We start from the raw sequence: 21,954 nt of genomic DNA, 5'->3' as shown, positions 1-21,954 counted from the left end.
TGGAAAGAGGAGAGGGAGAGAAAGAGCGCCGGGTTATGCCGCGGCCGGGCGGATCGTGGGGGGTCCGCCGATCAGGTCGGCCCAGGCCGGGGCCAGATGCGCGAAGTCACGCGCGGCCTGTTCGGCCTCGTGTTCGGGGACGTAGACGGAGCGGGCGCGGTGCCAGGTGCCGTCCTGGCCGGCCACCACGCACACCCCCGGAGTCTCGGCCGAAATCGCGCGGGCGGCATCCAGGGCGGCCGGGTCGAGGTCGCCCAGGGTCATGGTGGCGGTTTCGGGGTCGTTGACCCGATGGCAGACCCGGCCGGACAGCTGGGAGCGCAGGGCGGTGACGCCGGGGCCGAGGTCGGAGCCGATGCGCTGCCCGCACACGATCAGGTGGACGGCGAACGCGCGGCCGAGCTGGGCCACCCGCAGCAGCGCGGTACCGGTCTTGGCCACCTCCTCTTTCTCGCTCTTGTCGGCCATGAGGAACAGTTCGGCCACCTCGTCCACCAGGACCACGATCGGGACAGGACGCAGGTGGTCGGGCAGGGTCCATACGTTCCGCGCCCCGTGCGCCCGGCAGGTGGCCATCCGCGCTTCCACCTCGCCGACCAGGTCACCGAGCAGGCCCACGCACTCGGCCCGGGTGGTGGCCAGCGCCGACAGCCGCGGCGCGTACGGGGTGAACTCCACCCCGCCCTTGAGGTCGAAGCCCACCAGCGCGACCGGCTGCGGGGCCAGGCCCTTGAGGATGGCGTTGGCGAGGTTGGATTTGCCGGACTGGGTGGCTCCGGCGTTGAGCCAGTGCGGCACGGTGCGCAAGTCGATCACCCAGTCCGCGCCGTTCTCCAGCTTGCCCGGCCGCACTTGCAGCAGTTCCCCGGTTTCGGGGGTGGCGGTGACCTCGGTGAGGGGGTCGCGCATGGTGGCCCACAGCGTGACCTTGCCGGGGCGGACGTCGACCACCCGGACCGAGTGGACGCGCCAGGCGTGCGCGATGCCCTCGGCCGCGCGTTCGTAGTCCGCCGGAACCTGGCCGTCATGCAGCCGGACCCGCACGCGCCAGCCGAGCCGGGTGGGGCGCAGCCAGCCCAGGCGGGGCGCCCGCTCGACGTCGACCCGCCGCATCCGCCGTTTGTAGGTGGCGACGGTGACCGAGCGAGCCGCCGGCCCTGCCACCGGGACGGCGTCCAGGGTCAGGCGCCAGCGCCGCCGCTTACGCGACAGGCCGCAGCCAGAGGCGACATGCGCCCAGGTCAGATACACCAGCAGCATCCGGGACGGATAGCCGACGCCGTACCAGAACGAGGACGGGTGATACCGGCGCCAGGCCCACAGCCCGGCCATCACCAGGGCGGCCAGGACTGCGAGCACCAGGACGAGATCGTTCATCGCCGGACCGCCGTTCAGGCCACGTCCGCCGACACCGGCACCGCCGAGCCCACCGACCCGACCGAGGCGGGGGCGGTCTGGACGGCGGGGATGATCTGCTCGGCGCGGTAGGCGATGCCCCACCGCATCCGGCCGTTGATGTGCTGTTCCCACGGGAACCCCACCAGCCCGACCGGCGTGACCACCTGGCCGATCACCACCCCCGGGTCCCCGGAGACCGCCACGTTCACCAGCTCGACGCGGCCGGACTCATCAGCCGCCGACAGGCCCACGGTGTAGACCGTCTGGCCGTTGCGGTCCACCTTGACCTCACCGGTGTCCTGGTTGATCAGCTTGGGACGCGGCGGCGACACGCACACGAAGGTGAGGGCGGACGTGTCAACAGGGATGTTGCGCATGCTGAGTACACCTCTCGTCGGCCTGCTGAGCAGGCTTTCGGGGACGAGGGAGAACACGCGCCGTGCAGTCCGAAGCGGGTAGCATCGAAGCGCCAACTAGGGTGCTAACCGCATCCGGCCTGGGCGGGTTCTCCCGCTCAGGCCACTTTCATTTGTGGCCTGTCTCCGCCTCCAAGAGCGGTCTTCTCCCACTCCTGAACGCGATGAGCGTCTGTGCTGGGCTGTCACCTCCTAGGGGTCTTTCAGCCTCAGCACAGACAGTACCCGGTACTCAGAGTCTCTACTAGTACTTTTAGTATCGGTCCACGTACTTTTTCTACGCGCCCACCCGGTCGGCGAGTTCCCGCAGCTCAGGAGAGGGCGGGTCCTGCATGGCCAGCAAATCGGACACCAGTTGCCGGACGATCCGGTGATTCCGTATCTGCTCCGGCGTGATCGTCTCGGCCTCCAGCAGGGTCGAGACCGCCTCGTTGACCTGTCGGCGCTGGGCGTGCGCGCGAGCGAGGTCGATGCCGAGCCGGGCCCGCCGTTCGGCCGACAGGGTGGAGGTGTCCACCGCCGCCCCGACGCGCAGCGCATGACCGGCGTCCCCCAGCTCGACGGCCACCGCCACCTCATGGAGTGCCACGTTGGCCGGCCCGAACTCGGTGTTGTAGTAGTTGTGGCCGTCCCCGAGCCGTTCGGCGACCTCACGAGCCCGAGCCAAGTGCTCATAGGCGGCATCGGCCTGGTTGAGCCGGGACGCGGCCACCGCCCGTTGCAGGGTCAGCCCACCCCACAGCGACATCGCATCGGGCTTGCCCTCGTCGGCCAGGAACCACAGCGCCTCAGAAGCCGTCCGGGCAGTCTCCTCCGCCTGGTCGAAGTGCCGCGCGCCGAGGAACACGAAGCCGAGCCGGAACGCACCCGCCGCCATCATCAGCGGATCACCGGCCCGTTCCGCCGCCACGATCGCCCGGTCCGCAGCGATCCAGGCCGCCTCAGGCTCACCCAGCTTGGCCAGCGCCGCCGAGCACGCCTGGTACGTCGAGGCCAGCAACTCGAACAGCTCGGCCCGACGTTCCTCCTCCGCCGACCGCACCGCCGTTTCCAGCGCTGGCACCAGCCCGCGGAGCAGGTCGGCCAACTCCACATACCGGCTCTCGTGCGCCAGCTCCCACGCCCGATCAACCCGCGGCCGAATCTCGTCCGTGGGCGGGACGGGAGCCGAGTGCAGCATGGCCCGCAGCGAGTGAGCGCCCGACAGCACCAGGCGCAGGCCGGCGGACCCCGGGATCTCCTCCGTAGTGGCAGCGACCACCGGGGCCTCGGCGGCCAGTTCCGACAACGGCAGTTCCAGCGCTTCGGCGACCTTCTCCAAGACCGACATCCGGTCGATCTTGCGCACCCCGCGTTCGACCTGGGAGACCCACGCCACCGACCGATCGATCAGCCGCGCGAGTTCAGATTGCGACAGCCCACGCCGCTTGCGCTCTTGAGCGATCCGCCGGCCCAGCGCCCTTTGGTACTCAGTGCTCACCCCGCCGTGCCCTTACCGGCCTGGAGCTCCAGCCAGTCCACCTCGACCGAGGCCAGGAGTTCGTCACGGGCGCCGAGGAACCGCTTGGTGTGCTCCTGCGCCTCGTGCGCGTCGAAGGCCTCCCGGTCCCGGTACAGCTCATAGAAGATCCGCTGAAGCGGCTGCCCCTCGACCCGATGCGTCGCGTACACGAACGTCCCGGGCTCAAGCTCCCGGATCTTCTCCACCGTCTCACCCACCAGCCGATCGAACTCCTCGGCGCTCGCCTCGTCTTTGCAGGTGAACCGGACCACCAGACCGAACATGGTGCGACCTCCTCCGTTGCTTCCTCTACGAGATCAGTACTTATTGTGCGGCACAAGTACCCGAAGTGACTTGTACTCGAACTACCATACCCGTACTTTAAGTATCAGTCACTGGGTGCAGGTGCTCTGACCTGCAAGATCGCGAGGGGAACCCCCGATGAGCGCAACCCAAATCACTCAAAAAGACGGGCGAAAGTGGCAACACACCTTCTCCGGGCTGAGGGACCAGGTACGCGCGGCCCGTCGCTTCACCGCCACCCATCTCCCCGACCACCCTGACGCCACACTGATCGTCAGCGAGCTGGTAACGAACGCCGTCGAGCACACCCGCAGCGGCCGGCCGGGCGGAACGTTCACGCTCACGGTCGAGCGCCGCCCCGACGCCGGCGCCCTGGTGGAGATCGAGGACCAGGGCGGCCCCGAAGTGTTCGGCCTCCCCACCCGCGGCCGCGAAGGCGGACGAGGACTCACCCTCGTCGAGGCCCTGACCACCGCATGGGGCGTCAAGGGCGACCAGACCGGCCGCACCGTATGGGCCGAGCTACCCCCACCGGCCCCATGAACGAGGTCGACCCCGCACCCGCCCTCCGAGCACTACGTGAGCAGTTCCCTCACTGGGCGTTCCTGTTCAACCCGCTCACCCAACGATGGTTCGCCCTACGCGGCAACGCGACCACGCTCGTCGCCAACACCCCCGAGCAGCTTGCCGACTACATCCAGCACATCCAGCCCCAGCCAGCCCCCAACCCGAGAGACCAGCAACGACCCGCCGGACACACCCCACCCAAGACCACCCAACCGGCCACCCCAAGGCCGGACCCTCATGCACCAGGCCCCGCCACGTCCCGTTCCACCCGCCCCAGACGGTAAACGACGCCATCCCACCGTCCCGAAGAGAGGCCAAGGGCAACAGTGTTCCGACCACACCCAGCACACAGCCGCACCGTCACAACGACCCTGCACGCGGCAGAGCCGACCGAAGGCGTGTCATGGGTCCGCAAGTGAACAGGAAGCTCCCGAGCAACTTGCCGACTACATCCAGCGTATCCAGCCCCAGCCGACGCCCCGCCCCAGAGAGCAGCGATGGCCCACCGGACACACCGCATCACCGCAGCCTGCCCCATCCACTGCCTCAAAGCAGTCCTATCCGCCATGGCCTACAACCGACTCGCCCTGGCCTACGAAGCCCCCTTTGACCCACCGCGGACAGTAGGCGACGTGCTCAAGCTCGCCCAGGACGACAAGCTCAACGAGATCACCGGCCTGGGCCCACGCCGCATCAGCGAGATCGAAGCAGCCCTAGTGTTCGCCGGCCTGCCCTACCGCCACACCGACCCACCTTGACGAGCCCACCAGCAGGCAGCCCGACCAGTCTTCCCGGCCCGCCCGCCGCGAAGACGCTCTGACCAGCGGTTACATAGTCCGACACCCCGCCCGATGAGGACTTTCTCTACGTCTTCAAGGGCGCCCCGCTGCGCGGACCGCCGCCAGCCGGATCGCCGCGGCGGGCATGCGGCCTCTCCGGGCCGGTCCCGCCGCGCCGCCCGCCTGGCTACCTCAATAACCGACGACGGTGAACACCAGAGTCATCTGTCGCTACCCCAGCGTAGCTGCGCGGCGTTCCACCGATGCGCTCGTCGAGCCCACTAGCCTATGGTGAACCGATCCCAGCCCCGTGACGCCAGGAAGTACACAGTGGACACTCCCCCCTCCTCTACGTGTGCAGACTTCTTCGTTGCTTGCTGCGAAGCCAGGAAACACGACATTCTTATCCAACGCGTCAGCCGATCGGATAAGGAGTTTCACTTTCAGAACTGGGTGCGAGACCGATTGGTTGATGCGGGGATTCTGCATGACTCCGCTGGCCGAAATAGCTATCCAGACTTCACTCTCGTGAATTATGCCGAAGGCTACGAAGTCAAGGGATTGGGCTTGCCTGGTAGGGAAGCGAGCTACGACAGCAACAGCCGAGTTCCCACCGGATTCCACAACGGAAGAACAATCTACTATGTCTTCGGGAGATACCCCTCAGATACGAGTGAGGAAAGGTATCCAGTCATCGATCTGGTAGTGTGCCATGGCGACTTCCTCAACGCAGATCACACTTACGTCCATAAAAATGACAGCTTCCGAGGTTTCGGATCATACGGGGATCTACTGGTCCGGGACCGAAAGATGTACGTAGCGCCGACCCCCTTCGCGCTGGCTGAAGGGACAAGCGGTCAGGCCACTCTGATTGTTCCGGCGGAGACAGAGATTGACGGCCGGCTGGAGAGGGTGGGAGAGTTGGTGAGGGTCGAGACAGAAAAGATCGTCATCGGGTATAACTTCGACCTGCAAAGTAACGTGCTAACGCCCCAACTTGCCCCTAACCCTTCCGCTGGCAAGGAACACCACTTCGCCGCCTATCGCTTGAAGGGGCAAGGGCGTGGTCCCGTGACCATGAAAAACGTGGAGCAAGCCAAGAAGCAGCTTTTGATAGAGGATACCAATGACGCTGTTTGACTTGGAGCCGCTTCCAAGCATGCCTGACATCGAGCTTGTTCGCACGAGCGTTCCTCTGTCGTCCGTGCTAGAACACTCATTTCCGGCTGGACCCTTGAGTCGGATCGGCGAACATGAGTCTTGGCGGAAAGAGGTACATCGCCCTGCGACGAGTACTCACAAGTGGTGGGCAAAGCGGCTCGGTAGCGTCTTCCGGGGGATCCTCGTATCGGCAGTCTGTGGCGAGGACGAGGATGCAATGGCGCTGTACGAGTCTGCTTGCAGGTTCGATGGGCTTACTGTATTCGATCCTTTCGCAGGCTCGGGCACGACTGTCGTTGAGGCAGCCAAGCTGGGCGCACGAGTAATCGGCTACGATATCAATCCGGTCGCTACACTCGTTCAGCGGCAGGCAGTACAACAATGGGATATTGCCGAGCTCCAGCGTGCATACAAGCTCATCGAGGAATCCTGCCGGCCGGAGATCGACCGAGTACACAGGGCAGAAACAGGTGAAACTGTCCTGTATTATTTCTGGGTCGCCTTGGCCCTTTGCCCTAATCCACTCTGCGGGAAAGATGTAAGGCTGTTCTCGACACACATCTTCTCGAAGAACGCCTATCCGAAGCGCGTCCCCGATGCACAGATAGTCTGCCCGATCTGTCTGGACATCATTGCAGGACGCTACGACTTCACATCTGCCACTTGCCGCAACGGCCATCAGGTAACATCTGATGGCGCCGTGTCCCGCGCCACGGTAAAATGCATCAACTGCGGGACGCTCACTAAGGTTTTGGATGCTCTGAATGACCACCCCCCGCGCTATGAGATGTATGCAAAGCTAGTGCTGGGCAAGGATGGAAAGAAGCGATACGAGCCCATCACTGATTACGATATTGCACTGTATGGCGAGTGCACAGCGCTACTTAAGGAAAATGCTTCCACTCTGGTTCTTCCCTCTGGACGGCTAGATGATGGCGAGAACACGCGGCAGGCTCTACGCTGGGGATTCACTGAATGGCGGCATTTCTTCAACGACCGGCAACTCTACTCTCTAGGACTGCTCGCAACAGCACTGCGGGAACTTGAGGCAGGGCCTGCTGAGCGTGAGGCGCTGATCGCACTATTTTCGGGGACTCTTGAGTTCAACAACATGTTCTGTTCCTTCAAGGGAGAAGGAACGGGAGCGGTCCGACATATGTTTAGCCATCATGTCCTCAAACCGGAGCGGACACCGCTAGAAGCTCATCCGTGGGGCACTCCAGCTTCATCGGGGTCCTTTTCGACCCTGTTCAAGAGCCGCCTCATCCGAGCTCATGAATACAAAAGCGAGCCCGCCGATCAAATCCTCCGCGGCAATAAAGTGGAGCGAGTTCATGGCCTCTCGCTGCCGGTAGAGGCTACGATCACCAATGCATGTCCGTCGGATGGATTTTCGTCACGGCAAATATATCTTCGAACGGGAGATTCCTCGAACACGGACCTTCCCGACGAGTCCGTTGACCTAGTGATCACAGACCCTCCGTACATGGATAATGTTCACTACTCCGAGTTGGCAGACTTCTTCTACGTCTGGCTGCGTGAACTAGAGCCGTTTCCGGAGTGCTCAAAGACATCACTGGCAGAGGATAAGCCAGGAGAGTTGATCACCACTAGAAGCAGCAATGAAGTGCAAAGCGCATCGCCGGATGCCTTTGAGGCTGCTATCACTCGAGTATGGCAAGAGTGTCACCGCGTGCTTAAGTCCAACGGACTGCTGGCCTTTACGTTCCATCAAGCGCGCCTTACTGGATGGGTAGCACTAGCGAGAGCGCTGGCAAAGGCCGGATTCGTAGTCACTGCGGTCCAGCCCGTTAAAGGCGAAATGACCACCAGTGTCACGAAGGGTGGAGTGGAGCCATCGAACCTGGACGCAGTGGTCGTGTGTAGGAAGCGTGCCACCGTAACAGGTGGCGCCGTCTTCACTGACCCTTATGCCGCCGCCAATGAGGGTGAAACCAGGCTTAGTGAACTCATGGCCTCGGGGGTGAGCGTCGGTGCTGGGGATATTCGCTCCGTCATCCGTGGGTACGTGCTCGCAACTTACACCACCGACCCTCAGCGCCAAGACATTGATGAGATTGCCCAGCTTGCTGACGAGCTCGCTACGGAGAGGATCGCTAAGCTGTCTGCCTCTTGACGCAGGAGACGGCTGGTCGATCGAGCGTGGTTGACCGAGGTTCGAAACGATCGTCGTGGGTGGTTGAGTTCCGTCTGTGGCTGGGGACGATCGCTGCCGCGGGGCTTCCGGTGCTCGGGCCGTGGCCGGCCCTGCGCTCCGGGTCCCCTTGCCTTCTGGACGTGGTAATGCTGTGAGCGTCAGCCTTTGATGTGCCTACTAGTCGCCCATCAGTCTTATTGGAGGGAGTCGAAGCTCCTCGCGGATAGTGCCCAAATAGCGATCGCGAGACCATTCAACCTGCTCCCATCCCCCTCTTTCGTAAGTATATTCTTGTAGCCCTTTGAGTGCCTCCTCTGCCATATTCACGGTACTATTCTCCGACACCAATCGCATCAACTCGAGTCTGTCCCATACGGGAGTTAGGTAGTCCTCAGGCGGCTCAGAGTTGGCGCCGCTGCTATAGTGCTCGAAGATGTTTTTAAACTTGACGTCGAATTCTTTGAGAAATCCAATGTGGGCCTCGTAGCGGAGTCCGCGGGCCCACACTTCGCGCTCATGCTCGCGCTCACGTTTCTCGCGCTCGACCGCGCGGCGCTCACTCCATAGTTGCCCAAGCCAACTACCGATAAGCGCTAGCAGCCCTCCGGTCAGCGTTGAGACAAGGGGAAGCCAAGTCATTCTATTATGATGCACAGAGGATACTTGCTGGTACACGACGACACGCCGGACCGCTGAGCACAGCGCTATCGGCGGGGGGCGTAAATCCGCTGGCTCATACTGCTGTGGCGCTGTGAGGCGGACACCGGCCAGAACCCCAGCGCCCCGCGGATCTGCATGCGCAGGTCGTCGGGCTGGGCGGATTCCAGCAGGCGCCAGCCGCCGGCCGCCGAGACCATCGCCCGCCACTAGCGTGAGGTCAGCCCGAACCACACCACCACGCCGGGGAACTCCTCGCCGAACTCCCGGCGTGCCAGCAGCCACACCGACCGCAGGTGGTCGGCGGGCACTGTCGGGACGAAGCGGCCCAGCGCATCCTTACCGGGGGCGGCCATCACCGGGCCGCCTCTTGGGAGCGTGCCGCCATCGCCCACGGCCCCAGCAGCAACGCGATCTGCCCGACCGCCCCCGGCACGTCATCGCAGGGTGCCAGCCGGACATGTGGCAGCAGCACGTACCACCACACGGCCTCACCGGCCGCCGTCGCCAGGAAGGGCAGCACGCCGACCGACAGCCCGAAGCAGTCCAGGTCCGGATGCCACACTCGCAGGTACGCCGGGTCGTGTTCGTAGTACGGCAGGCTCCGCCAGCCGTCATCGGCCAGTTCCTCGGCCAGCCGTTCCAGGTGAGGGGTCACCATCGGATTTCAGTCCCGTCCGGCCAGCGCGCCCTTGACCGCGACCACGGCGTCTTGCAGGTGGTTGTCGTCGGCCGGGGCGATGGGCGTACCGCCGACGAAGCAGAACCACGGCTCGCCGCCGCAGTCGTCCCGGTACGCGCAACGGACCTGGACCGGCGAGCCGGACGCCACCGCCACGACCAACAGCGGCTCGGACTCGGCCATCTCAGCCTCATAGCCGTGGGCACTGAGCGTCTGCGCCAGCGCCCAGACCTGCGCACGACGGGTGTCCGTCTCACCGGGGGCATCCCACGCGTGCCCCTGCTGCCCGCTACTGCGCCGATCAGGCATGTTCATCACCCCGTCAGATGCCGTGGGCTGTTCTCTCCGCTTCGGAGAGCCTTCCTTGCCGAGGCGTCTGCCAGAGGCGCCGGCCAGGGGGCCAGGAAGGGGCCAGCACGACCGCTCACGCGAACGCACACCCGAACCGGTGACCAGGCCCAGACGGACAGAGATGAGTAGGTCGTCCTGGCAGGAACTCTGCGCAGCGCGTCGCGCAGTCGCAGGCTGAGGACAAGATGCTGACGCGCCGCTTCCGGTGCTCGGGCCGTGGCCGGCCCTGCGCTCCGGGTCGGCTTGTCCTCTGACTACACAGGTGCGGATGACGGCAACACTGACGGCAACGTCGACAGCCGCCACCAACCTTCGGCACACCCCGGCAGCCCAGTACCCACGGCAGACGCGGCCCAGGTGCGGGGTTGGTACTTCTGAAAAGCGGAAGGTCGGCGGTTCGACCCCGCCCCTGCCCACCCCTGATCATCAGCATCAACCAGCGCCCGACCAGCACACATGCGGTCGGGCGTTCTCGTTGGCCCGTCCGGCTGTGTCCGGCCGCCACCGGGGCGCGGCGGCCAGCCGTGCCGGATACGTGCCGAAGCTCCCTAGGGCCAGCCAAGCCACTGAGCGACGCCGAGAGCTGTTCCTGTGACGGTCGCGATACCGACGATGACCCCTCCGGCCCTGCTCCACTTCCGCCAATGGGTAGCGCCGGCGCCCTCGTCAGGCCCCGACTCGTTGGACATCACACATGATCGCTCGCCCTCGATCTCGACGCTGAGAGTGAAGACGATCACATGCGAGTTCTGATCATCTGCCTGCCTGGCGTTACCCTTGGTGGGTTTCATCTGTCTCCTCAGGACCGATGAGCGACGGAGCGGTCTCCTCTGCCAAGGAGGCCGCTCCCCTACGTCATCAAGGCTCTCGGACGAACCCTCCAAAAGTGTCAACTTCCTGCTGACACTCTTGAGAGGATCGGGTGCTATGTCGGACCTCGATGAACGTGTACAGAGCTTGGTTCTGGCACGATCCGCCACGGCGCTACGCCTAGCATCAACCCTGCTGGCTATCGCCGACCCGTGTCACCCACTTGCCAGTGACCCCACAGCTACCCGCAACGCAGTCGCCAACGTCCGCCATCTGGAAGCCCTGAACTGTGCATTGATGCGTTATGCATCAATGTCATGGGACACCCTGTCTGCCTTTTACGAGATATCCCGACAGTCCCTTCATCGGCGACTCGCCACCCACACCGATAGCGCCCTAGATGATGCACAAGAATACATTTCTCGCAACAGGGAAGATATAGACGATACCATCGATCAAATCTGGTCAACACTTGATCACATAGTCGAGAGTTTTTGGTCAGAACTAGAGCACTCATCCCACGTTTGGGGAGCTCGACGGGCCCAGCCCGGGTGGTGGCACCGGGTGAATGACGAGGAATGGAACTAACAATCTGGGCACCTGGCCCAGCCGACTAGTCATATCACCCAATGCCACCGTCCCCGTGTGACCATGTGATACCGAGGAGTCCTGAGCGCCTAGAACAAGCGTCACCAAGGGGAAAGATCAGGACCGAACGCAGTCCTTCACCGCGCTTGGGGGCGCTGCCCACTGTTGGGAAGCGCCCCCAGTCTGTTTGCGTTTCTAACGCGGGTTCAGCCGCGAAGCGCAGCCTCGATACGGCGTTTGGCTGTCTCGTCTTGGCCGTCGATGCACTTGGCGTAAACGCGAAGCAGTACTTCGACGCTGTGGCCGGCCCACTCGGCGACCTGGGGGGCCGGGACGCCACCGTTGAGCCAGGTGGACACGCAGGCGTGCCGTAGGTCGTACACGCGGCGGGCGAGCGGGGAAGCGTACTCGGCTTCGCTCAGCGTCGTTCTACGGGCCTTGTCCCACGCGCGCCGGTAGGTGATGGTCGGCAGCTCTCCACCACGCACGCCCCAGAACAGGCGCCCACCGGGGCCGGTGCCGATGTCGGTCAGGTGTCGGCGCAAGATGCGGGTCAGCGGGGGCGGGACCGGCACGCGGCGCCACTCCCCTTGCCCGCGGCCCTTGAGTCGGCGATGTTCGCGGCGGGCGCCGTCGTCGGTCCACTCGGCGCCGACCTCCGGGGCGGCGGTGCAGAAGCGCAGTTCGCCCCATCCGTCGGCGGGTTTCTCCACCTGGCCGGTCTCTTCGTTCAGGACCAGCAGCGGCAAGATCACGTTGTCGCGACGCAGGTTGACGGCTTCCTCGGGGCGTAGTCCGGCGTAGTAGATCACCGCGAAGAACGCCACCAACCGCGGCCCACTCGGTTCCTGGGCGCCTACGGCCTCCAGCAGGCGCCGGGCCTGACGATGGTTGACCACCGATCGACGGTCAACCTCCGATGATCCCTTGGGCGCCTTCCACTTGGTGGTCTTGACCGGGTTGCTGTCGAGCAGGCCCAGTTCTACGGCGTACTCGCAGGCGTGGTGCAAGATCGCGCGGTTGCGCTGGACGGTGGACGGGGCGGCCGGCTTGCCGTCCAGCCGGGTCGCGGCGGTGTCCAGGACGGCACGCATCACCTTCGGATCGGCGAGCGCCGAAACCGGCTTGGTGCTGCGCTCCACCCACTTGAGCACCGCGGCGGCGTCCTCGGGGCACTCACCGCGGTTCTTGGTGTTGAACGCCCACCTCCGCAGCGCCGACCGGACGCGCTTGTCCACGGGCTTCCCACGCTCGGTGGCCAGCATCGCGGGCATGACCGTGACCAGCGCCCACGCCGTGTTGGCGCGGTGCTTCGCCGATGCGCCTTTCCACTTCATGTCCACGTAGGACACGCAGAAGGCGTACCACGACACGTCCTTGCCCGCGCGTCCCCATGCGACGGGCCGGCCGGTCGTGATGTCGAACGCCTCACCCTTGCGTGCGGCGGCACGCAACTCGGCTTGGAAGCTGTCGGCCTGCGCCTTGTTGCGGAAGGGCTGCTTCCATGGCTTGGGGCCGGTCTTCCATCGGACGGTGTAGGTCGTGACGTTCTTGCCGCGGTAAACCTCGGTCTTGTAGATACGAACGTCGTACGTGATGTTATTCATCAGGCGGCGGTCTCCTGCAAGGAGTTCCACCACTCGTCCAGGTCGGCGCGGAGGATGCGAAGGTCACCGTTCGGAATCCTGGTGCACTTCGGCGCGAGCCCCTTGGCGCGCCAGTCGTAGAAGGTGGACCGGGCAATCTTCAGTTCGGCGCACACCTCGGCGACGGTGAGCTTTTCGTTCTGGCGGTTGCTCTGCTTCATGCAGCTCCTCTTGGGGTCCGTCGGGGTCGATCGGTTGTCACTGGCCGGCCGGCGGCGTGCTTGGTGGCTGTGCGCCGGCCAACAGGTAGGGGTGAACGGTGTAGGTGGGAGACGGGGGGCGGCCGGGGCCTTTGCGTTCGGGTGCGGGTTGGCGTCGTATCCAGCCGTGTTCCTCCAGTAGTTCGAGGCCGGGGCGAAGGTCGGCCACCTTGCGGTAGGTGGCGCTGCGGATGCCGTTGAAGAGTTGGCGGACGGTGAACTGTTCGGGCCGGTGCTTTTCCATCCATGCGTGAATGGTCCGGGCGGCCTCTAGGTCGGGATCGGCGCCCATGGCGTCGAACACGGCGAGCGCGTGTTGGGCGTAGTACTCGCCGATGGTGATGGCGGCGTTGATGGTGTCGGCGCTGATCGGGTGCCGGTACCCGTCTTCGATGTGCTGGGCAAGGTGGAGCAGTCCGGCGATGCGGGCAACGGCGCCGTCGTACTTGCTGCCCCAGTCGGCAATGTGGGCAAGGTCGCCGATGTTGGGCCGTAGGCGTTCCTCGGTGCGCTGTCGGTGCGCCAGGAACACAGGGCGCGCGTCGGGAGCAAGTAGCAGCCGGGCGGGGTCGTCCCAGTCGTGCATCACGCTGACCAGCCGGGCAAGGTTGGCCGTGTAGGTCTCGGTGATCCGGTCGGGAACCGGGTCGGGTTCGGCCTCCCGGTATCCGATGTTGCTGTCCGGGATCGCGTACAGGATGCGTGCGAGCAAGCCCTTGCCGCGGAATCCAGGCGTCCGGGCGAGCTCGGCGAGTACTTCGGGTTGAACGGCGATCCCGAGCGTGAGCGCCGGCCGGTCGATGTGTTCGGCTGGCCGGCCTTGCCGGTCCACCCTGAGCATGTCGCCGGCGTGGCCTTTGAGGAACACGCCCAGGTTGGGCGTGCTGGAGTAGCGGCCGGCCATGATGTTGAAGATCTCGCCCTCGGCCGATAGCACCGCCAGCCGGCCACCTTGGGCGGCCAACAGCGACGTTGCCGTTTCCGGCGTCACGTCGTCCACCACGAGTTTTGGTTGGGTCGGCACCGTGATGGACTCGGCGACCATGGCGGCGTCGGTCGCTTCGGCGAGCTTGTCAGGGTCGCCACCAGGCTTGCTGCTGTTGGAGGCGACCGCGGCGGTTTTCTCGGCGGCGGCGCGCGCCACCCGAAGCGTCAACTCGGCCTCGATGATGTGCGGCTTGACGCGTTCGATCAGGTCTTTCTCGGCGGCGAGCAACGGTTGCGTCATCGCCCGGAACACCGGCGACTTGCGTGAGCCGGGCGGCATCGCCACCACGGTGAAGATGTTCACCGGCTCCGTCCATGAACCCCGCACGTTGACCAGCGCCCGACCGCCCGCGGCCGTCGAGAGCGCAGCCAGCGCCACGCACGCGGCCAGATCGGGCGGGGTCTGGGTTTCCTCGGCGACCGCGGCCACCATGGCGCCGACCCATCCGGGCAACGCATCGGTTGGGAACGTCGGCAGGGTGCGCCGGCGCGCGCCCAGTGGTACGGGGTCGTCCCAGGGCTGGGCGTGCAGGGCGGCCAACTGCTGATCGGCGCCCGCCGCGGCAAGGATCTGGTCAGCGCTGGTCATGCCGCCCCCATCCGCGGCCGGCGAGCGCCCGACATGAGCCCACTTCGGATAGTCGCCTCGCACTCGCGCGCCGACAGTCCGATGTGCTGGCCAGCCGCGAACAGGCAGTCGAACACCAGCGGTTCAGGCAGCATCCCCGCGGCGGCGAGCTGGCCCAGCGCGAACGCCGCTTGGTTCAGGGTGTGATTGCGGTTGCCCGGCGTCGCGTCGAGAACGCGCTGAACCTCGCCACGCAGCGCCGAACCGGCGTAGCCCGCGGCGTGGTCCTGCGGTATCTCCGGCATCCTCACCGCGCCGTAGGCCGGTCGGCTCGACGCGGTGAGTAGGGCGGCCAGCCATCCCGGCAGTGGGGCGGGGTCGGCATCGTTCACGACCGTGTAGACACGGCCGGCCACGATGCTCCCCGCGGCCACCACGTAGCCACCGCGGGCGCGGGTGTCGATCAGCCAGCCCAACCGGCCGGCGCTGTTGCGAAGCTCCAGGCCGGCCGGTTCCGTGAAGTACAGATGCATCCCACCGCGGCCGGTCAGCACCGTGTACGTGTCGAACGGGAACGGCTGGCCGTGCCGCTCGCACAACGTCGCGAACACGTCGGCGCCGTCCCAGATGCCGGGCTCACGCGCCCACTCGGCCGGCGGGCGCTCCCCCGCCTTCGGCACGTCCAGGTCAACCACGATCAGCCCGGACGGGCCGCACGCAATCCCGACGTTGTAAGCGGCGTGTTCCCAGCACCGCCGGATACGCGCCTTGTCGGCAGCGGTCGCGCGGCGCTCCCAGTCGGCACGCAGCGCTGGCCGCTTGTCGCCGGGCCGCAACGGGAAGACGCACCAACCCCGCTCAGCGTGCGTGAGCGCAGCCGTCATCAGACCAGGGGCGTTGGTCATGCCGCCACTCCCGTCAGGTCGTTCGCCTCCGTCAACAGCACGGTCAGCGCAGCAACACCTTGGGCGGGTACCACGCCGTTGCCGAGCAGCCGCAACTGTTGGTTGCGGGTCAGGCCAGGCACGGCGGTGACCCATCCGGCGGGCAGGCCCATCAGCCATTCGGCGAATAGGGGGCTCAGGCGCCGTCCGCCACGGGGGGCGGGTTCAGTGGGATCAGGAGTTGGCCGTCCGCACACTCGTTCCCATCGGGCGATGGCGGGCGCGTACCGTCCCCACTCGACAGACGCGCCACCGCAGACGGCAGCATCAAGTCCCCCAACGACCCCCGTTGGTTCGGGCCGCCCTTGGTCCCGTCGCTCGCCCTGGGGGTGGGCAGCAACGCCAACACCACGTTCGGCAGTTGCGGAATGCCGCTGCGCCGGGCGGCCGGTCCCTTGTGGTCCCGGGACGCCGGGGTGGGCAGCAACGCCACCACCGTGCGCAGGTCCGGGCCGCCCGTCCCGTGCGCGCCGGGGCCGTTGGTGTCGGTCGTGCGGAGCGTCGGCAACAGCGGGCCGGGCGAGGATGAAGACCCGTTCGCGGCGGTGCGGGGCGCCGACGTCGGACGCGCGTAGGCACGTCCACGCCGCGTCGTACCCGAGCGCGGCCAGGTCTGCGAGTACGGTTCCCATTCCCCGAGCAAGGAGAGCTGCGACGTTCTCCAGCACGACGTAGCCGGGTCGAAGATCGCGAACGGCTCGCGCGACGTCTCGCCAGACACTCGAACGGCTCCCTTCGATCCCGGCACGCGGGCCGGCGTTGCTGATGTCCTGGCAGGGGAAGCCCGCGCACAGCACCTCCACGGCGGGCACGGTCGTGAAGTCGGTCGCGGTGATGTCGCCCAGGTTCGCCACGTCCGGCCAGTGGTGGGCCAGGGTGGCGGCTGCGCCGGGGTCGGGGTCGGCCACCCATACCGGGTGCCCGCCCAGCACCGCGGCGGCGGCCAGGTCCAACCCGCCGTAGCCCGAACACAGCGACCCGATACGCGGGCCGGTGCCGGACTGTGGCGGGACGGATAGCGGGTGATGTGCCATCGTGGGGACTGCTCCCTTCATGGCCTACGGGCCTGATCGGTTGGAGCAAGAGCGGTCCGGCGGCGTGCTTGGTGGCTGTGCGCCGGGCCGCTCCCTGCTTCCTCTGGGTTGTCAGCGGGTGCGGCGGTCGCGGTCGTGGGTGTGCTTGAGGTAGGTCCAGATGCGGCGGCCGGTGCGGATGCGGGCGCCGTTGCCGCCGCAGCGGTTGCAGTAGCGCCACGCGCGGCCGGAGGGCGAGCGGAACCGGCCGGCGCCGTCGCACTTACGGCATGACCCAAACGGCCAGATCACGCAGTGGATCACGTAGGCGATGCCGGCGAGCGCGGCCAGCGCCAGCAGAGCGGCGGGGTTGGTGGTGGTGTCGCTAGCGGCGGTGAGCAGGGGTGTCATGGGTGCCCTCCGGGCCGGTTTGGGCGTGCGTGCAGGTGGGGGCGCTAGGTGCTTGATCGCTGGTAGGTGTGGGGTTGGGGCGCTAGCGGGGCCGCTAGGTCTAGCGGGGGCGGGTGCTAGACCTAGCGGCACCCGGCGGGGTTATTTGGCGTCGGTACGGGTGGCCTCAAGGGCGGCCGTGATGTGCTCGCAGGCGATGCCGCGGCGGTTGGCGCCCTTGCCGTTTTCGTCCTGTCCCCAAACCTGGGCGGTCGTGATTCCGTACGGCTTGAGTGCGTCGGCGAGTTGGGCCGGCGTCCACCCGGTGTAGAGACCGGGCCGCAGTTCGGCGAGCCGGGTCACGATGGTTTCCGACCACACCTTGTCCTCGCCGGGGCGCAGGACGGCGGCGATGTCGGCGAGCAGGGACGTGCCGTCATCGGTGGGGGTGGTGTCCTCGCCGGCGGCGTAGCCGGTCAGGGTGCTGGCGGCCTTGCGGGCGGCGCGGGCGCGGTCGGCGATGCGGTCGGCGGTGGGGCCGTCGAGGTAGTAGCCGCGGGTGATCTGCGGTTCGTCGGCCTCGCCCACCAGGTAGCCGATGCCCTTGTCCTGCTTGGTGAACGTGGTGGCGCGGATGCCGTTCTTGTACATCGATGTGCCCAGGATCATGTCGTTTTCGAGCTGGCCCATGACCCGCAGGCAGAACCGGATGCCCACGTTCGCCGATACGCCGGTCGGCAGGCTGTCCTTGTCGGGGCGCTGGGTGGCCAGGAGCAGGATCACGCCCAGGGCGCGGCCACGCTTGATGATGGCGGTGGCCAGCGTGCCGGCTTCGGCGCCGTACTCGGGGTGCGAGAACAGCTCTTGGCACTCGTCCACCACGAACACCAGCGGGTGGAGTCCCAGGGACTTGCGGGCGGCCAGTTGCGGAGTGACCTTGTTCTCCGGGCGCAGGTCCTTGGGCAGGCCGGCGAGCGTCTTGGCGCGCTTCTCAAGCTCCTTGTAGACCTCCCGCAGCGAGGCGAGGCACTCGCCGATGGTGGTGTCGTCCGGGCCGGACCCGTAGTGGTGGGCGACCTTTTCGGAGAAGTCCAGATCACCAGTGCCCTTGAGCTCGAACACCCGAAGCTGCGCGGTCGGGTCGAGGGCGGCGGCCAACAGCGGCACCTTGAGGGCGAACGTCTTGCCGGCGCCGGGCATGGCGCCGATCAGCATGTTCGCGTACATCAGGGTGAGCGTCACCGGGCGGCCACGCTGATCGGTGCCGAACGGGATCGCCTTGAACAGGTCGGCGGTACCGGTCTTGGCCAGCGGCCACACGGGCGGCTTGACCTGATTCATGTCCTGATCGCCCACCCACAGCACGAGCCGGCCGGCGTGCTGATCGTGCGCCGGTTCGGGCCACACGCAGCCCAGCGGGCGGCGCAGGCCGGACGCCAGCCGGTCACGGCGTTCCATGATGTCGGTGACCGTGACGCCGTACGGAAGGTCAACGTCGGCGCGCCAGCCGGGGCCGTCGCGGGTGATCGGCGCGGGGAAGGTGATCCCGCCACCACCCTTGCCGACCGCCTTGTTGATCTCGGCGATACCGAGCGACGCCAGCGCCCGAACAACGATCTCGGATGTGAGCTTGGGCGCCTTGGTCGAGACAACCGCGGTGTCGAGGATGCGCTTGTCGGACGGGGTGCCGATCCAGCCCAGTACCGCCACCACCGCGGCGAACACGGTCGCCTGCGTGATCCCGCCCGCGGCGGACACCGACATGGCGGCCAGCCCAGTGCCGGCCAGTCCGGCGCCGGCCATGATGCGGCGCCACCTCACGCGGTCGTCACGCTCACGCAGCAGCTTCAAGTAGGTGTCAGCGTCCTTGCGGTCGGCGGCATGCATCCGCAGCGGCATCGCTTCGGCGTCGCACGTCCATCGCCACGTGCCCACCACCACGCGCCACAGTCCACGCGGCGAGCGCAGCGCCAGCCGCAGCCCGTACAGCGGGAAGCGGGCGGCGTGGTAGCCGGTCACGTGGCCGGCGTAGCCGACCGCCCACCGCACCGTCGCGCGGGCCTCGTTGCGGTCGCGCAGCCATGGGGCGATGATCGGCCGGCGCTGCCCGGTGTCGGCCAGCATCCGCTTCCGGATGTCCGGCCGGTCGGTGTCGGGCTGGTCGACCAGAACCTTGCCCTCCAGCACTTCGCCGACGTCGCGGCCGGGGCCGTCCGGGTCGCTGGTCGCCGGGGCGGTCGGGAACGGCGGGCGGGCGCCACCGTCCGCATCGGTCGGCGCGGCGGTGGTCGGGGCGGGGTCGGGGCGAACGGGCAGGTTGATGACTTCGCCCATGGGCTCATTGGTGGTCATCAGGCGTCACCTCCAGCGGCAGCCGCGGCGGGCTCGTGGGTGGGGTTGGTGGTGGTCAGGACACGGGCGCGCAGACGGGCGCCGGTGCGTTCGGAGACCTTGAGACGGCGGCCCAACTCGGCGCCGGTCATGTCCGGGTTGGCGGTCAGCAGTGCACGCGCCTTGTCCGCCAGCCGGTCACTGCGCTTGGCGGACTTACCGCCGGTCCTACGGGCGGACGGTCGAGACCGCTTGATGGCGGACACCGTGCGGTCGCCGTTGTCCGGGGTGCTGTCCGGCGCGGTGTCGGTCATCGTGTTCGGGGCGGTGTCCGCTCCGTTGTCGGGCGCTGTGTCGGCTGGTGTGTCCGCCAGTTCCGGCGTTCCGGCCTCGATCGCTGGCCGGTCGGTGTCGGCCAGCGCGGTCGGCTCACCGGCGGTCGGGGCGTCGCTGGGAGCAGGGGCGAGCTCGCCGAGTCGGTACAGGGCGCGCACCCGGCGGGGTGCTTTCCACCGCCACGCCACCGCGCCGTAGTTGTCTTGCAGGTCGGTCAGGACCAGCAGCCGGGCACGTTCGCGGTCCAGGGCGGTCGGGTAGGAACGGACCTCCCACAGCACCATGCGGCGCCACAGCGCGGCCGTCCGGACCGGTGCCAGCAGCCACCGCGATGCCCGGATGCGGTCCATCCGGGTGCCGGCGGCGATGCCGGCGCGGACCTTGACCACATGTGCGGCGATCTCGACAGCGGCCACCCACAGGCAGGGCAACAGGGCGTGCGCCACCTGACCGAACACCGTGTCCTCGCCGGCCACGTTGAGGTAGACCGTCGCGGCGGTCAGCGCCCAGACGATGAACCGCAGCCACCGAACCCGCATGTCCAGCCGGGCAAGCACGATGTCCAGCGCGGCGAAGATCGCAATGCCCAGGTCAATGCCGACCGGCACCGTCCACGCCAGCCGACCGAAGGACGGTTCGGCCGCGCGCATCACCGCGGCGAAGCTGTTGATGAACCCCAGCAATCCCAGCGCGCCGACCAACGCGGCCACCACGCACACGGCGGTGAACTCGTTGCCCGACAGCTTGCGGGCCTGCGCGTCGTGGTCGGCACCGGGCAGGGCACCGAAGGACGGGGGCGGGGTCGAGTTGAAGGGGGTCATGACGCGATCTCCCATGCGTCGGCGCACTCCAGGCAGACGCCCAGATGGCGGGACAGGACGTAACCGGCGTCAGTGCCGCACTCGGGGCACGTCCGGCGGACGGTGAGGGCCTTGGCCAGCGCGGCGCGCTGGGCGGGACTGGCGATCCGCTTGGGCAGCGCCAGCCGCACGTCATACAGGTAGGCGGCGCGAACCCCGCCGGGGGCGTTGTACCGGCGCGACCGCCACAGCACCTGACCGGCGATCGGCTGGCCACCCGGACGCAGCCCGCAGGCGGCGAGCTGACGACGGGTCAACAGGTGCGGCGGGGCCATCCGCCACGGCCAGGTAGGGACGCCGTAGCGGGTGCCGGCGGGGTCGAAGAACATGGCCATGGTCCGGCGGCGCATCACCACGCACCGTCCTTACCGGTCTCGCCGCTCGTCTTTTCCGGCTCGTCAGGGTCGGGCACGTACAGGCCGGACACGGCGGACTGGATGTCTCGCAGCGCGTCAGCCAGTGCCGCAGCGGCGCACTCGGCGTCCTGGATGGCCAGTGCGGCGTCCCGCACCGTCAGCCGCGGGTCGGTTCCCGACGTGTCGGCCAGGTTGCCGGCGGTGGCCTCCCGCTTGAGGAACGCGCCGATCTGGGACACCAGTTGGCCCAGTCCGGCGGTTCCGGTGGCCAGGTTGCCGGTCATGTCGTAGACGGTGGACGGGTAGTGCAGTCCCGCCCGCATGGTGGCGTGGTTGAGCACGCGCACCGCTTCGGCGAACGCGCGGGCCAGGTCGGTGGTGTAGTCGTCGCTGTGCGGGCCGTCCGGCCGGAACTCGATCCGCTCGCCCATCTCAGCCCACCCCCAAGCAGGCGATCAGCGCCGCGGCGAACAGCCAGCCGATGTGCCAGGACTGATCCAGGGCGTAGGCACCGGTACCGGCCGGCGCGGCGGCGCCGTCGCCCAGCTCGGCGAACTCACCCTTGCCGACCAACCTGGCCAGCCGCAGGAGGGTGGTGCGGCGGTCGGCCCAGTAGTGGGAGATGCCGTCCACGGGCCTTCCCCCCGGAATGTGGACACGGGTTTCAGGCGGCAGCGGTCAGGCTACCTGTGGTTTTCTCGTAGTCGATCGGTGAGGTGTGGCCGAGGCGCGAATGCCTGCGGCGGGTGTTGTAGCGGGTGATCCATCGGAACACCGCCAGGCGGGCGGTGCGGGTGTCAGGCCAGTGGTGGGCGCCTTGCAGGGTCTCTCGCTTGAGCGTGGCGTTGAAGGCCTCGGCCGCGGCGTTGTCGGCGCTGGTGCCCACCGCTGCCCGGGAGCGGGTGACGCCGAGCCGGCGGCAGACGGCCTCGAAGTCCTTCGAGCAGTACTG

Annotated in this window: 26 protein-coding genes and 1 pseudogene; 6 read left to right on the top strand and 21 right to left on the bottom strand. The window is 67.1% G+C overall.

The features are described 5' to 3' along the window. Positions 1 to 33 precede the first annotated feature (33 nt). From C4U03_RS35225 to C4U03_RS35210, 4 genes are all read right to left on the bottom strand, one after another. On the bottom strand, positions 34 to 1,377 hold the full coding sequence (locus C4U03_RS35225) for an FtsK/SpoIIIE domain-containing protein (protein ID WP_103944148.1): 1,344 nt from the start codon (positions 1,375 to 1,377) through the stop codon (positions 34 to 36). A 14-nt stretch (positions 1,378 to 1,391) separates the two neighbouring features. Then, positions 1,392 to 1,775 (bottom strand): SCO3933 family regulatory protein, encoded by a 384-nt coding sequence (locus tag C4U03_RS35220; RefSeq protein ID WP_103944147.1) that lies wholly within the window; start codon positions 1,773 to 1,775, stop codon positions 1,392 to 1,394. Positions 1,776 to 2,091: 316 nt separating this feature from the next. Then, positions 2,092 to 3,294, bottom strand: coding sequence for a helix-turn-helix domain-containing protein (locus tag C4U03_RS35215; RefSeq protein WP_103944146.1), 1,203 nt, complete (start codon positions 3,292 to 3,294; stop codon positions 2,092 to 2,094). Continuing rightward, positions 3,291 to 3,599, bottom strand: a complete 309-nt coding sequence (locus tag C4U03_RS35210; protein WP_103944145.1) for a putative quinol monooxygenase — start codon at positions 3,597 to 3,599, stop codon at positions 3,291 to 3,293. The genes C4U03_RS35215 and C4U03_RS35210 overlap by 4 nt, the downstream gene beginning before the upstream one ends. A 157-nt stretch (positions 3,600 to 3,756) precedes the next feature. Between C4U03_RS35210 and C4U03_RS35205 the strand changes: the two genes are divergently transcribed. The 5 genes from C4U03_RS35205 (at position 3,757) to C4U03_RS35195 (ending at position 8,262) form a co-directional block, all read left to right on the top strand. Beyond that, a complete protein-coding gene (locus C4U03_RS35205) occupies positions 3,757 to 4,161 on the top strand; it encodes an ATP-binding protein (RefSeq protein ID WP_103944144.1) in 405 nt (134 codons plus the stop codon). Next, positions 4,158 to 4,469 (top strand): hypothetical protein, encoded by a 312-nt coding sequence (locus tag C4U03_RS40150; protein WP_146087634.1) that lies wholly within the window; start codon positions 4,158 to 4,160, stop codon positions 4,467 to 4,469. Before C4U03_RS35205 ends, C4U03_RS40150 begins: the two co-directional genes overlap by 4 nt. Before the next feature lie 348 nt (positions 4,470 to 4,817). Beyond that, positions 4,818 to 4,943 (top strand): hypothetical protein, encoded by a 126-nt coding sequence (locus tag C4U03_RS42715; protein WP_268817572.1) that lies wholly within the window; start codon positions 4,818 to 4,820, stop codon positions 4,941 to 4,943. 549 nt (positions 4,944 to 5,492) lie between these two features. Beyond that, on the top strand, positions 5,493 to 6,104 hold the full coding sequence (locus C4U03_RS41460) for a hypothetical protein (RefSeq protein WP_200827685.1): 612 nt from the start codon (positions 5,493 to 5,495) through the stop codon (positions 6,102 to 6,104). Between the two features lie 238 nt (positions 6,105 to 6,342). Then, positions 6,343 to 8,262, top strand: a complete 1,920-nt coding sequence (locus C4U03_RS35195) for a DNA methyltransferase (protein WP_160147203.1) — start codon at positions 6,343 to 6,345, stop codon at positions 8,260 to 8,262. 887 nt (positions 8,263 to 9,149) lie between these two features. Here C4U03_RS35195 and C4U03_RS40795 read toward each other — a convergent pair. The 9 genes from C4U03_RS40795 to C4U03_RS42265 form a co-directional block, all read right to left on the bottom strand. Next, a complete protein-coding gene (locus tag C4U03_RS40795) occupies positions 9,150 to 9,296 on the bottom strand; it encodes a hypothetical protein (protein ID WP_160147202.1) in 147 nt (48 codons plus the stop codon). Continuing rightward, a complete protein-coding gene (locus C4U03_RS35190) occupies positions 9,296 to 9,601 on the bottom strand; it encodes a hypothetical protein (RefSeq protein WP_103944142.1) in 306 nt (101 codons plus the stop codon). The genes C4U03_RS40795 and C4U03_RS35190 overlap by 1 nt, the downstream gene beginning before the upstream one ends. 6 nt (positions 9,602 to 9,607) lie before the next feature. Next, on the bottom strand, positions 9,608 to 9,931 hold the full coding sequence (locus tag C4U03_RS35185) for a hypothetical protein (protein ID WP_103944195.1): 324 nt from the start codon (positions 9,929 to 9,931) through the stop codon (positions 9,608 to 9,610). Between the two features lie 590 nt (positions 9,932 to 10,521). After that, positions 10,522 to 10,764 carry a hypothetical protein gene (locus C4U03_RS40140; protein ID WP_146087632.1) on the bottom strand — a complete coding sequence of 81 codons (243 nt, stop codon included), beginning with the start codon at positions 10,762 to 10,764 and terminating at the stop codon, positions 10,522 to 10,524. Positions 10,765 to 11,577: 813 nt separating this feature from the next. Beyond that, the gene (locus tag C4U03_RS41455; RefSeq protein WP_200827684.1) at positions 11,578 to 12,978 is read right to left on the bottom strand and encodes a tyrosine-type recombinase/integrase; all 1,401 of its coding nucleotides are present in this window, start codon (positions 12,976 to 12,978) and stop codon (positions 11,578 to 11,580) included. Further along, on the bottom strand, positions 12,978 to 13,178 hold the full coding sequence (locus C4U03_RS35175) for a helix-turn-helix transcriptional regulator (protein ID WP_103944141.1): 201 nt from the start codon (positions 13,176 to 13,178) through the stop codon (positions 12,978 to 12,980). The genes C4U03_RS41455 and C4U03_RS35175 overlap by 1 nt, the downstream gene beginning before the upstream one ends. 37 nt (positions 13,179 to 13,215) lie before the next feature. After that, positions 13,216 to 14,793: a YfjI family protein gene (locus C4U03_RS35170; protein WP_103944140.1), complete on the bottom strand. Its 1,578-nt coding sequence runs from the start codon at positions 14,791 to 14,793 to the stop codon at positions 13,216 to 13,218. After that, positions 14,790 to 15,677, bottom strand: coding sequence for a bifunctional DNA primase/polymerase (locus C4U03_RS35165; protein ID WP_103944139.1), 888 nt, complete (start codon positions 15,675 to 15,677; stop codon positions 14,790 to 14,792). Before C4U03_RS35165 ends, C4U03_RS35170 begins: the two co-directional genes overlap by 4 nt. Next, the gene (locus C4U03_RS42265; RefSeq protein WP_235018339.1) at positions 15,674 to 15,829 is read right to left on the bottom strand and encodes a hypothetical protein; all 156 of its coding nucleotides are present in this window, start codon (positions 15,827 to 15,829) and stop codon (positions 15,674 to 15,676) included. Before C4U03_RS42265 ends, C4U03_RS35165 begins: the two co-directional genes overlap by 4 nt. A 192-nt stretch (positions 15,830 to 16,021) precedes the next feature. Here C4U03_RS42265 and C4U03_RS42260 point away from each other — a divergent pair, with 192 nt between their 5' ends. Then, positions 16,022 to 16,291: a hypothetical protein gene (locus C4U03_RS42260; RefSeq protein ID WP_235018338.1), complete on the top strand. Its 270-nt coding sequence runs from the start codon at positions 16,022 to 16,024 to the stop codon at positions 16,289 to 16,291. Here C4U03_RS42260 and C4U03_RS42255 read toward each other — a convergent pair. From C4U03_RS42255 to C4U03_RS35125, 8 genes and pseudogenes are all read right to left on the bottom strand, one after another. Next, positions 16,292 to 16,750, bottom strand: a pseudogene (locus C4U03_RS42255) (DNA cytosine methyltransferase); the annotation flags it as partial. It abuts the gene before it with no gap. Between the two features lie 111 nt (positions 16,751 to 16,861). Next, on the bottom strand, positions 16,862 to 17,140 hold the full coding sequence (locus C4U03_RS35155; RefSeq protein ID WP_103944137.1) for a hypothetical protein: 279 nt from the start codon (positions 17,138 to 17,140) through the stop codon (positions 16,862 to 16,864). Positions 17,141 to 17,281: 141 nt separating this feature from the next. Further along, on the bottom strand, positions 17,282 to 19,471 hold the full coding sequence (locus C4U03_RS35150) for a P-loop NTPase family protein (protein ID WP_103944136.1): 2,190 nt from the start codon (positions 19,469 to 19,471) through the stop codon (positions 17,282 to 17,284). Further along, on the bottom strand, positions 19,471 to 20,607 hold the full coding sequence (locus C4U03_RS35145) for a DUF2637 domain-containing protein (protein ID WP_160147201.1): 1,137 nt from the start codon (positions 20,605 to 20,607) through the stop codon (positions 19,471 to 19,473). The genes C4U03_RS35150 and C4U03_RS35145 overlap by 1 nt, the downstream gene beginning before the upstream one ends. Beyond that, positions 20,604 to 20,996 carry an RRQRL motif-containing zinc-binding protein gene (locus C4U03_RS35140; RefSeq protein WP_103944193.1) on the bottom strand — a complete coding sequence of 131 codons (393 nt, stop codon included), beginning with the start codon at positions 20,994 to 20,996 and terminating at the stop codon, positions 20,604 to 20,606. Before C4U03_RS35140 ends, C4U03_RS35145 begins: the two co-directional genes overlap by 4 nt. Then, on the bottom strand, positions 20,996 to 21,433 hold the full coding sequence (locus C4U03_RS35135) for a hypothetical protein (RefSeq protein WP_103944134.1): 438 nt from the start codon (positions 21,431 to 21,433) through the stop codon (positions 20,996 to 20,998). Before C4U03_RS35135 ends, C4U03_RS35140 begins: the two co-directional genes overlap by 1 nt. A gap of 1 nt (position 21,434) precedes the next feature. Continuing rightward, positions 21,435 to 21,635: a hypothetical protein gene (locus tag C4U03_RS35130; RefSeq protein ID WP_235018332.1), complete on the bottom strand. Its 201-nt coding sequence runs from the start codon at positions 21,633 to 21,635 to the stop codon at positions 21,435 to 21,437. Positions 21,636 to 21,666: 31 nt separating this feature from the next. Further along, positions 21,667 to 21,954 (bottom strand): integrase core domain-containing protein (locus C4U03_RS35125; RefSeq protein WP_146087631.1); only part of this gene is annotated, 288 nt, incomplete at its 5' end.

It is taken from the genome of Thermomonospora echinospora (assembly GCF_900108175.1).
GTDB classification, from domain to species: domain Bacteria; phylum Actinomycetota; class Actinomycetes; order Streptosporangiales; family Streptosporangiaceae; genus Thermomonospora; species Thermomonospora echinospora.
This window is presented reverse-complemented; position numbering and strand designations above follow the sequence as displayed.

What these genes read in the sequence shown, in the direction of transcription:
- C4U03_RS35225 (WP_103944148.1), bottom strand. Translation starts at nt 1,377, where the DNA reads ATGAACGATCTCGTCCTGGTGCTCGCAGTCCTGGCCGCCCTGGTGATG.
- C4U03_RS35220 (WP_103944147.1), bottom strand. Translation starts at nt 1,775, where the DNA reads ATGCGCAACATCCCTGTTGACACGTCCGCCCTCACCTTCGTGTGCGTG.
- C4U03_RS35210 (WP_103944145.1), bottom strand. Translation starts at nt 3,599, where the DNA reads ATGTTCGGTCTGGTGGTCCGGTTCACCTGCAAAGACGAGGCGAGCGCC.
- C4U03_RS35205 (WP_103944144.1), top strand. Translation starts at nt 3,757, where the DNA reads ATGAGCGCAACCCAAATCACTCAAAAAGACGGGCGAAAGTGGCAACAC.
- C4U03_RS40150 (WP_146087634.1), top strand. Translation starts at nt 4,158, where the DNA reads ATGAACGAGGTCGACCCCGCACCCGCCCTCCGAGCACTACGTGAGCAG.
- C4U03_RS35195 (WP_160147203.1), top strand. Translation starts at nt 6,343, where the DNA reads ATGGCGCTGTACGAGTCTGCTTGCAGGTTCGATGGGCTTACTGTATTC.
- C4U03_RS40795 (WP_160147202.1), bottom strand. Translation starts at nt 9,296, where the DNA reads ATGGCCGCCCCCGGTAAGGATGCGCTGGGCCGCTTCGTCCCGACAGTG.
- C4U03_RS35190 (WP_103944142.1), bottom strand. Translation starts at nt 9,601, where the DNA reads ATGGTGACCCCTCACCTGGAACGGCTGGCCGAGGAACTGGCCGATGAC.
- C4U03_RS35185 (WP_103944195.1), bottom strand. Translation starts at nt 9,931, where the DNA reads ATGCCTGATCGGCGCAGTAGCGGGCAGCAGGGGCACGCGTGGGATGCC.
- C4U03_RS40140 (WP_146087632.1), bottom strand. Translation starts at nt 10,764, where the DNA reads ATGAAACCCACCAAGGGTAACGCCAGGCAGGCAGATGATCAGAACTCG.
- C4U03_RS41455 (WP_200827684.1), bottom strand. Translation starts at nt 12,978, where the DNA reads ATGAATAACATCACGTACGACGTTCGTATCTACAAGACCGAGGTTTAC.
- C4U03_RS35175 (WP_103944141.1), bottom strand. Translation starts at nt 13,178, where the DNA reads ATGAAGCAGAGCAACCGCCAGAACGAAAAGCTCACCGTCGCCGAGGTG.
- C4U03_RS35170 (WP_103944140.1), bottom strand. Translation starts at nt 14,793, where the DNA reads ATGACCAGCGCTGACCAGATCCTTGCCGCGGCGGGCGCCGATCAGCAG.
- C4U03_RS35165 (WP_103944139.1), bottom strand. Translation starts at nt 15,677, where the DNA reads ATGACCAACGCCCCTGGTCTGATGACGGCTGCGCTCACGCACGCTGAG.
- C4U03_RS42265 (WP_235018339.1), bottom strand. Translation starts at nt 15,829, where the DNA reads ATGGGCCTGCCCGCCGGATGGGTCACCGCCGTGCCTGGCCTGACCCGC.
- C4U03_RS35155 (WP_103944137.1), bottom strand. Translation starts at nt 17,140, where the DNA reads ATGACACCCCTGCTCACCGCCGCTAGCGACACCACCACCAACCCCGCC.
- C4U03_RS35150 (WP_103944136.1), bottom strand. Translation starts at nt 19,471, where the DNA reads ATGACCACCAATGAGCCCATGGGCGAAGTCATCAACCTGCCCGTTCGC.
- C4U03_RS35145 (WP_160147201.1), bottom strand. Translation starts at nt 20,607, where the DNA reads ATGACCCCCTTCAACTCGACCCCGCCCCCGTCCTTCGGTGCCCTGCCC.
- C4U03_RS35140 (WP_103944193.1), bottom strand. Translation starts at nt 20,996, where the DNA reads ATGCGCCGCCGGACCATGGCCATGTTCTTCGACCCCGCCGGCACCCGC.
- C4U03_RS35135 (WP_103944134.1), bottom strand. Translation starts at nt 21,433, where the DNA reads ATGGGCGAGCGGATCGAGTTCCGGCCGGACGGCCCGCACAGCGACGAC.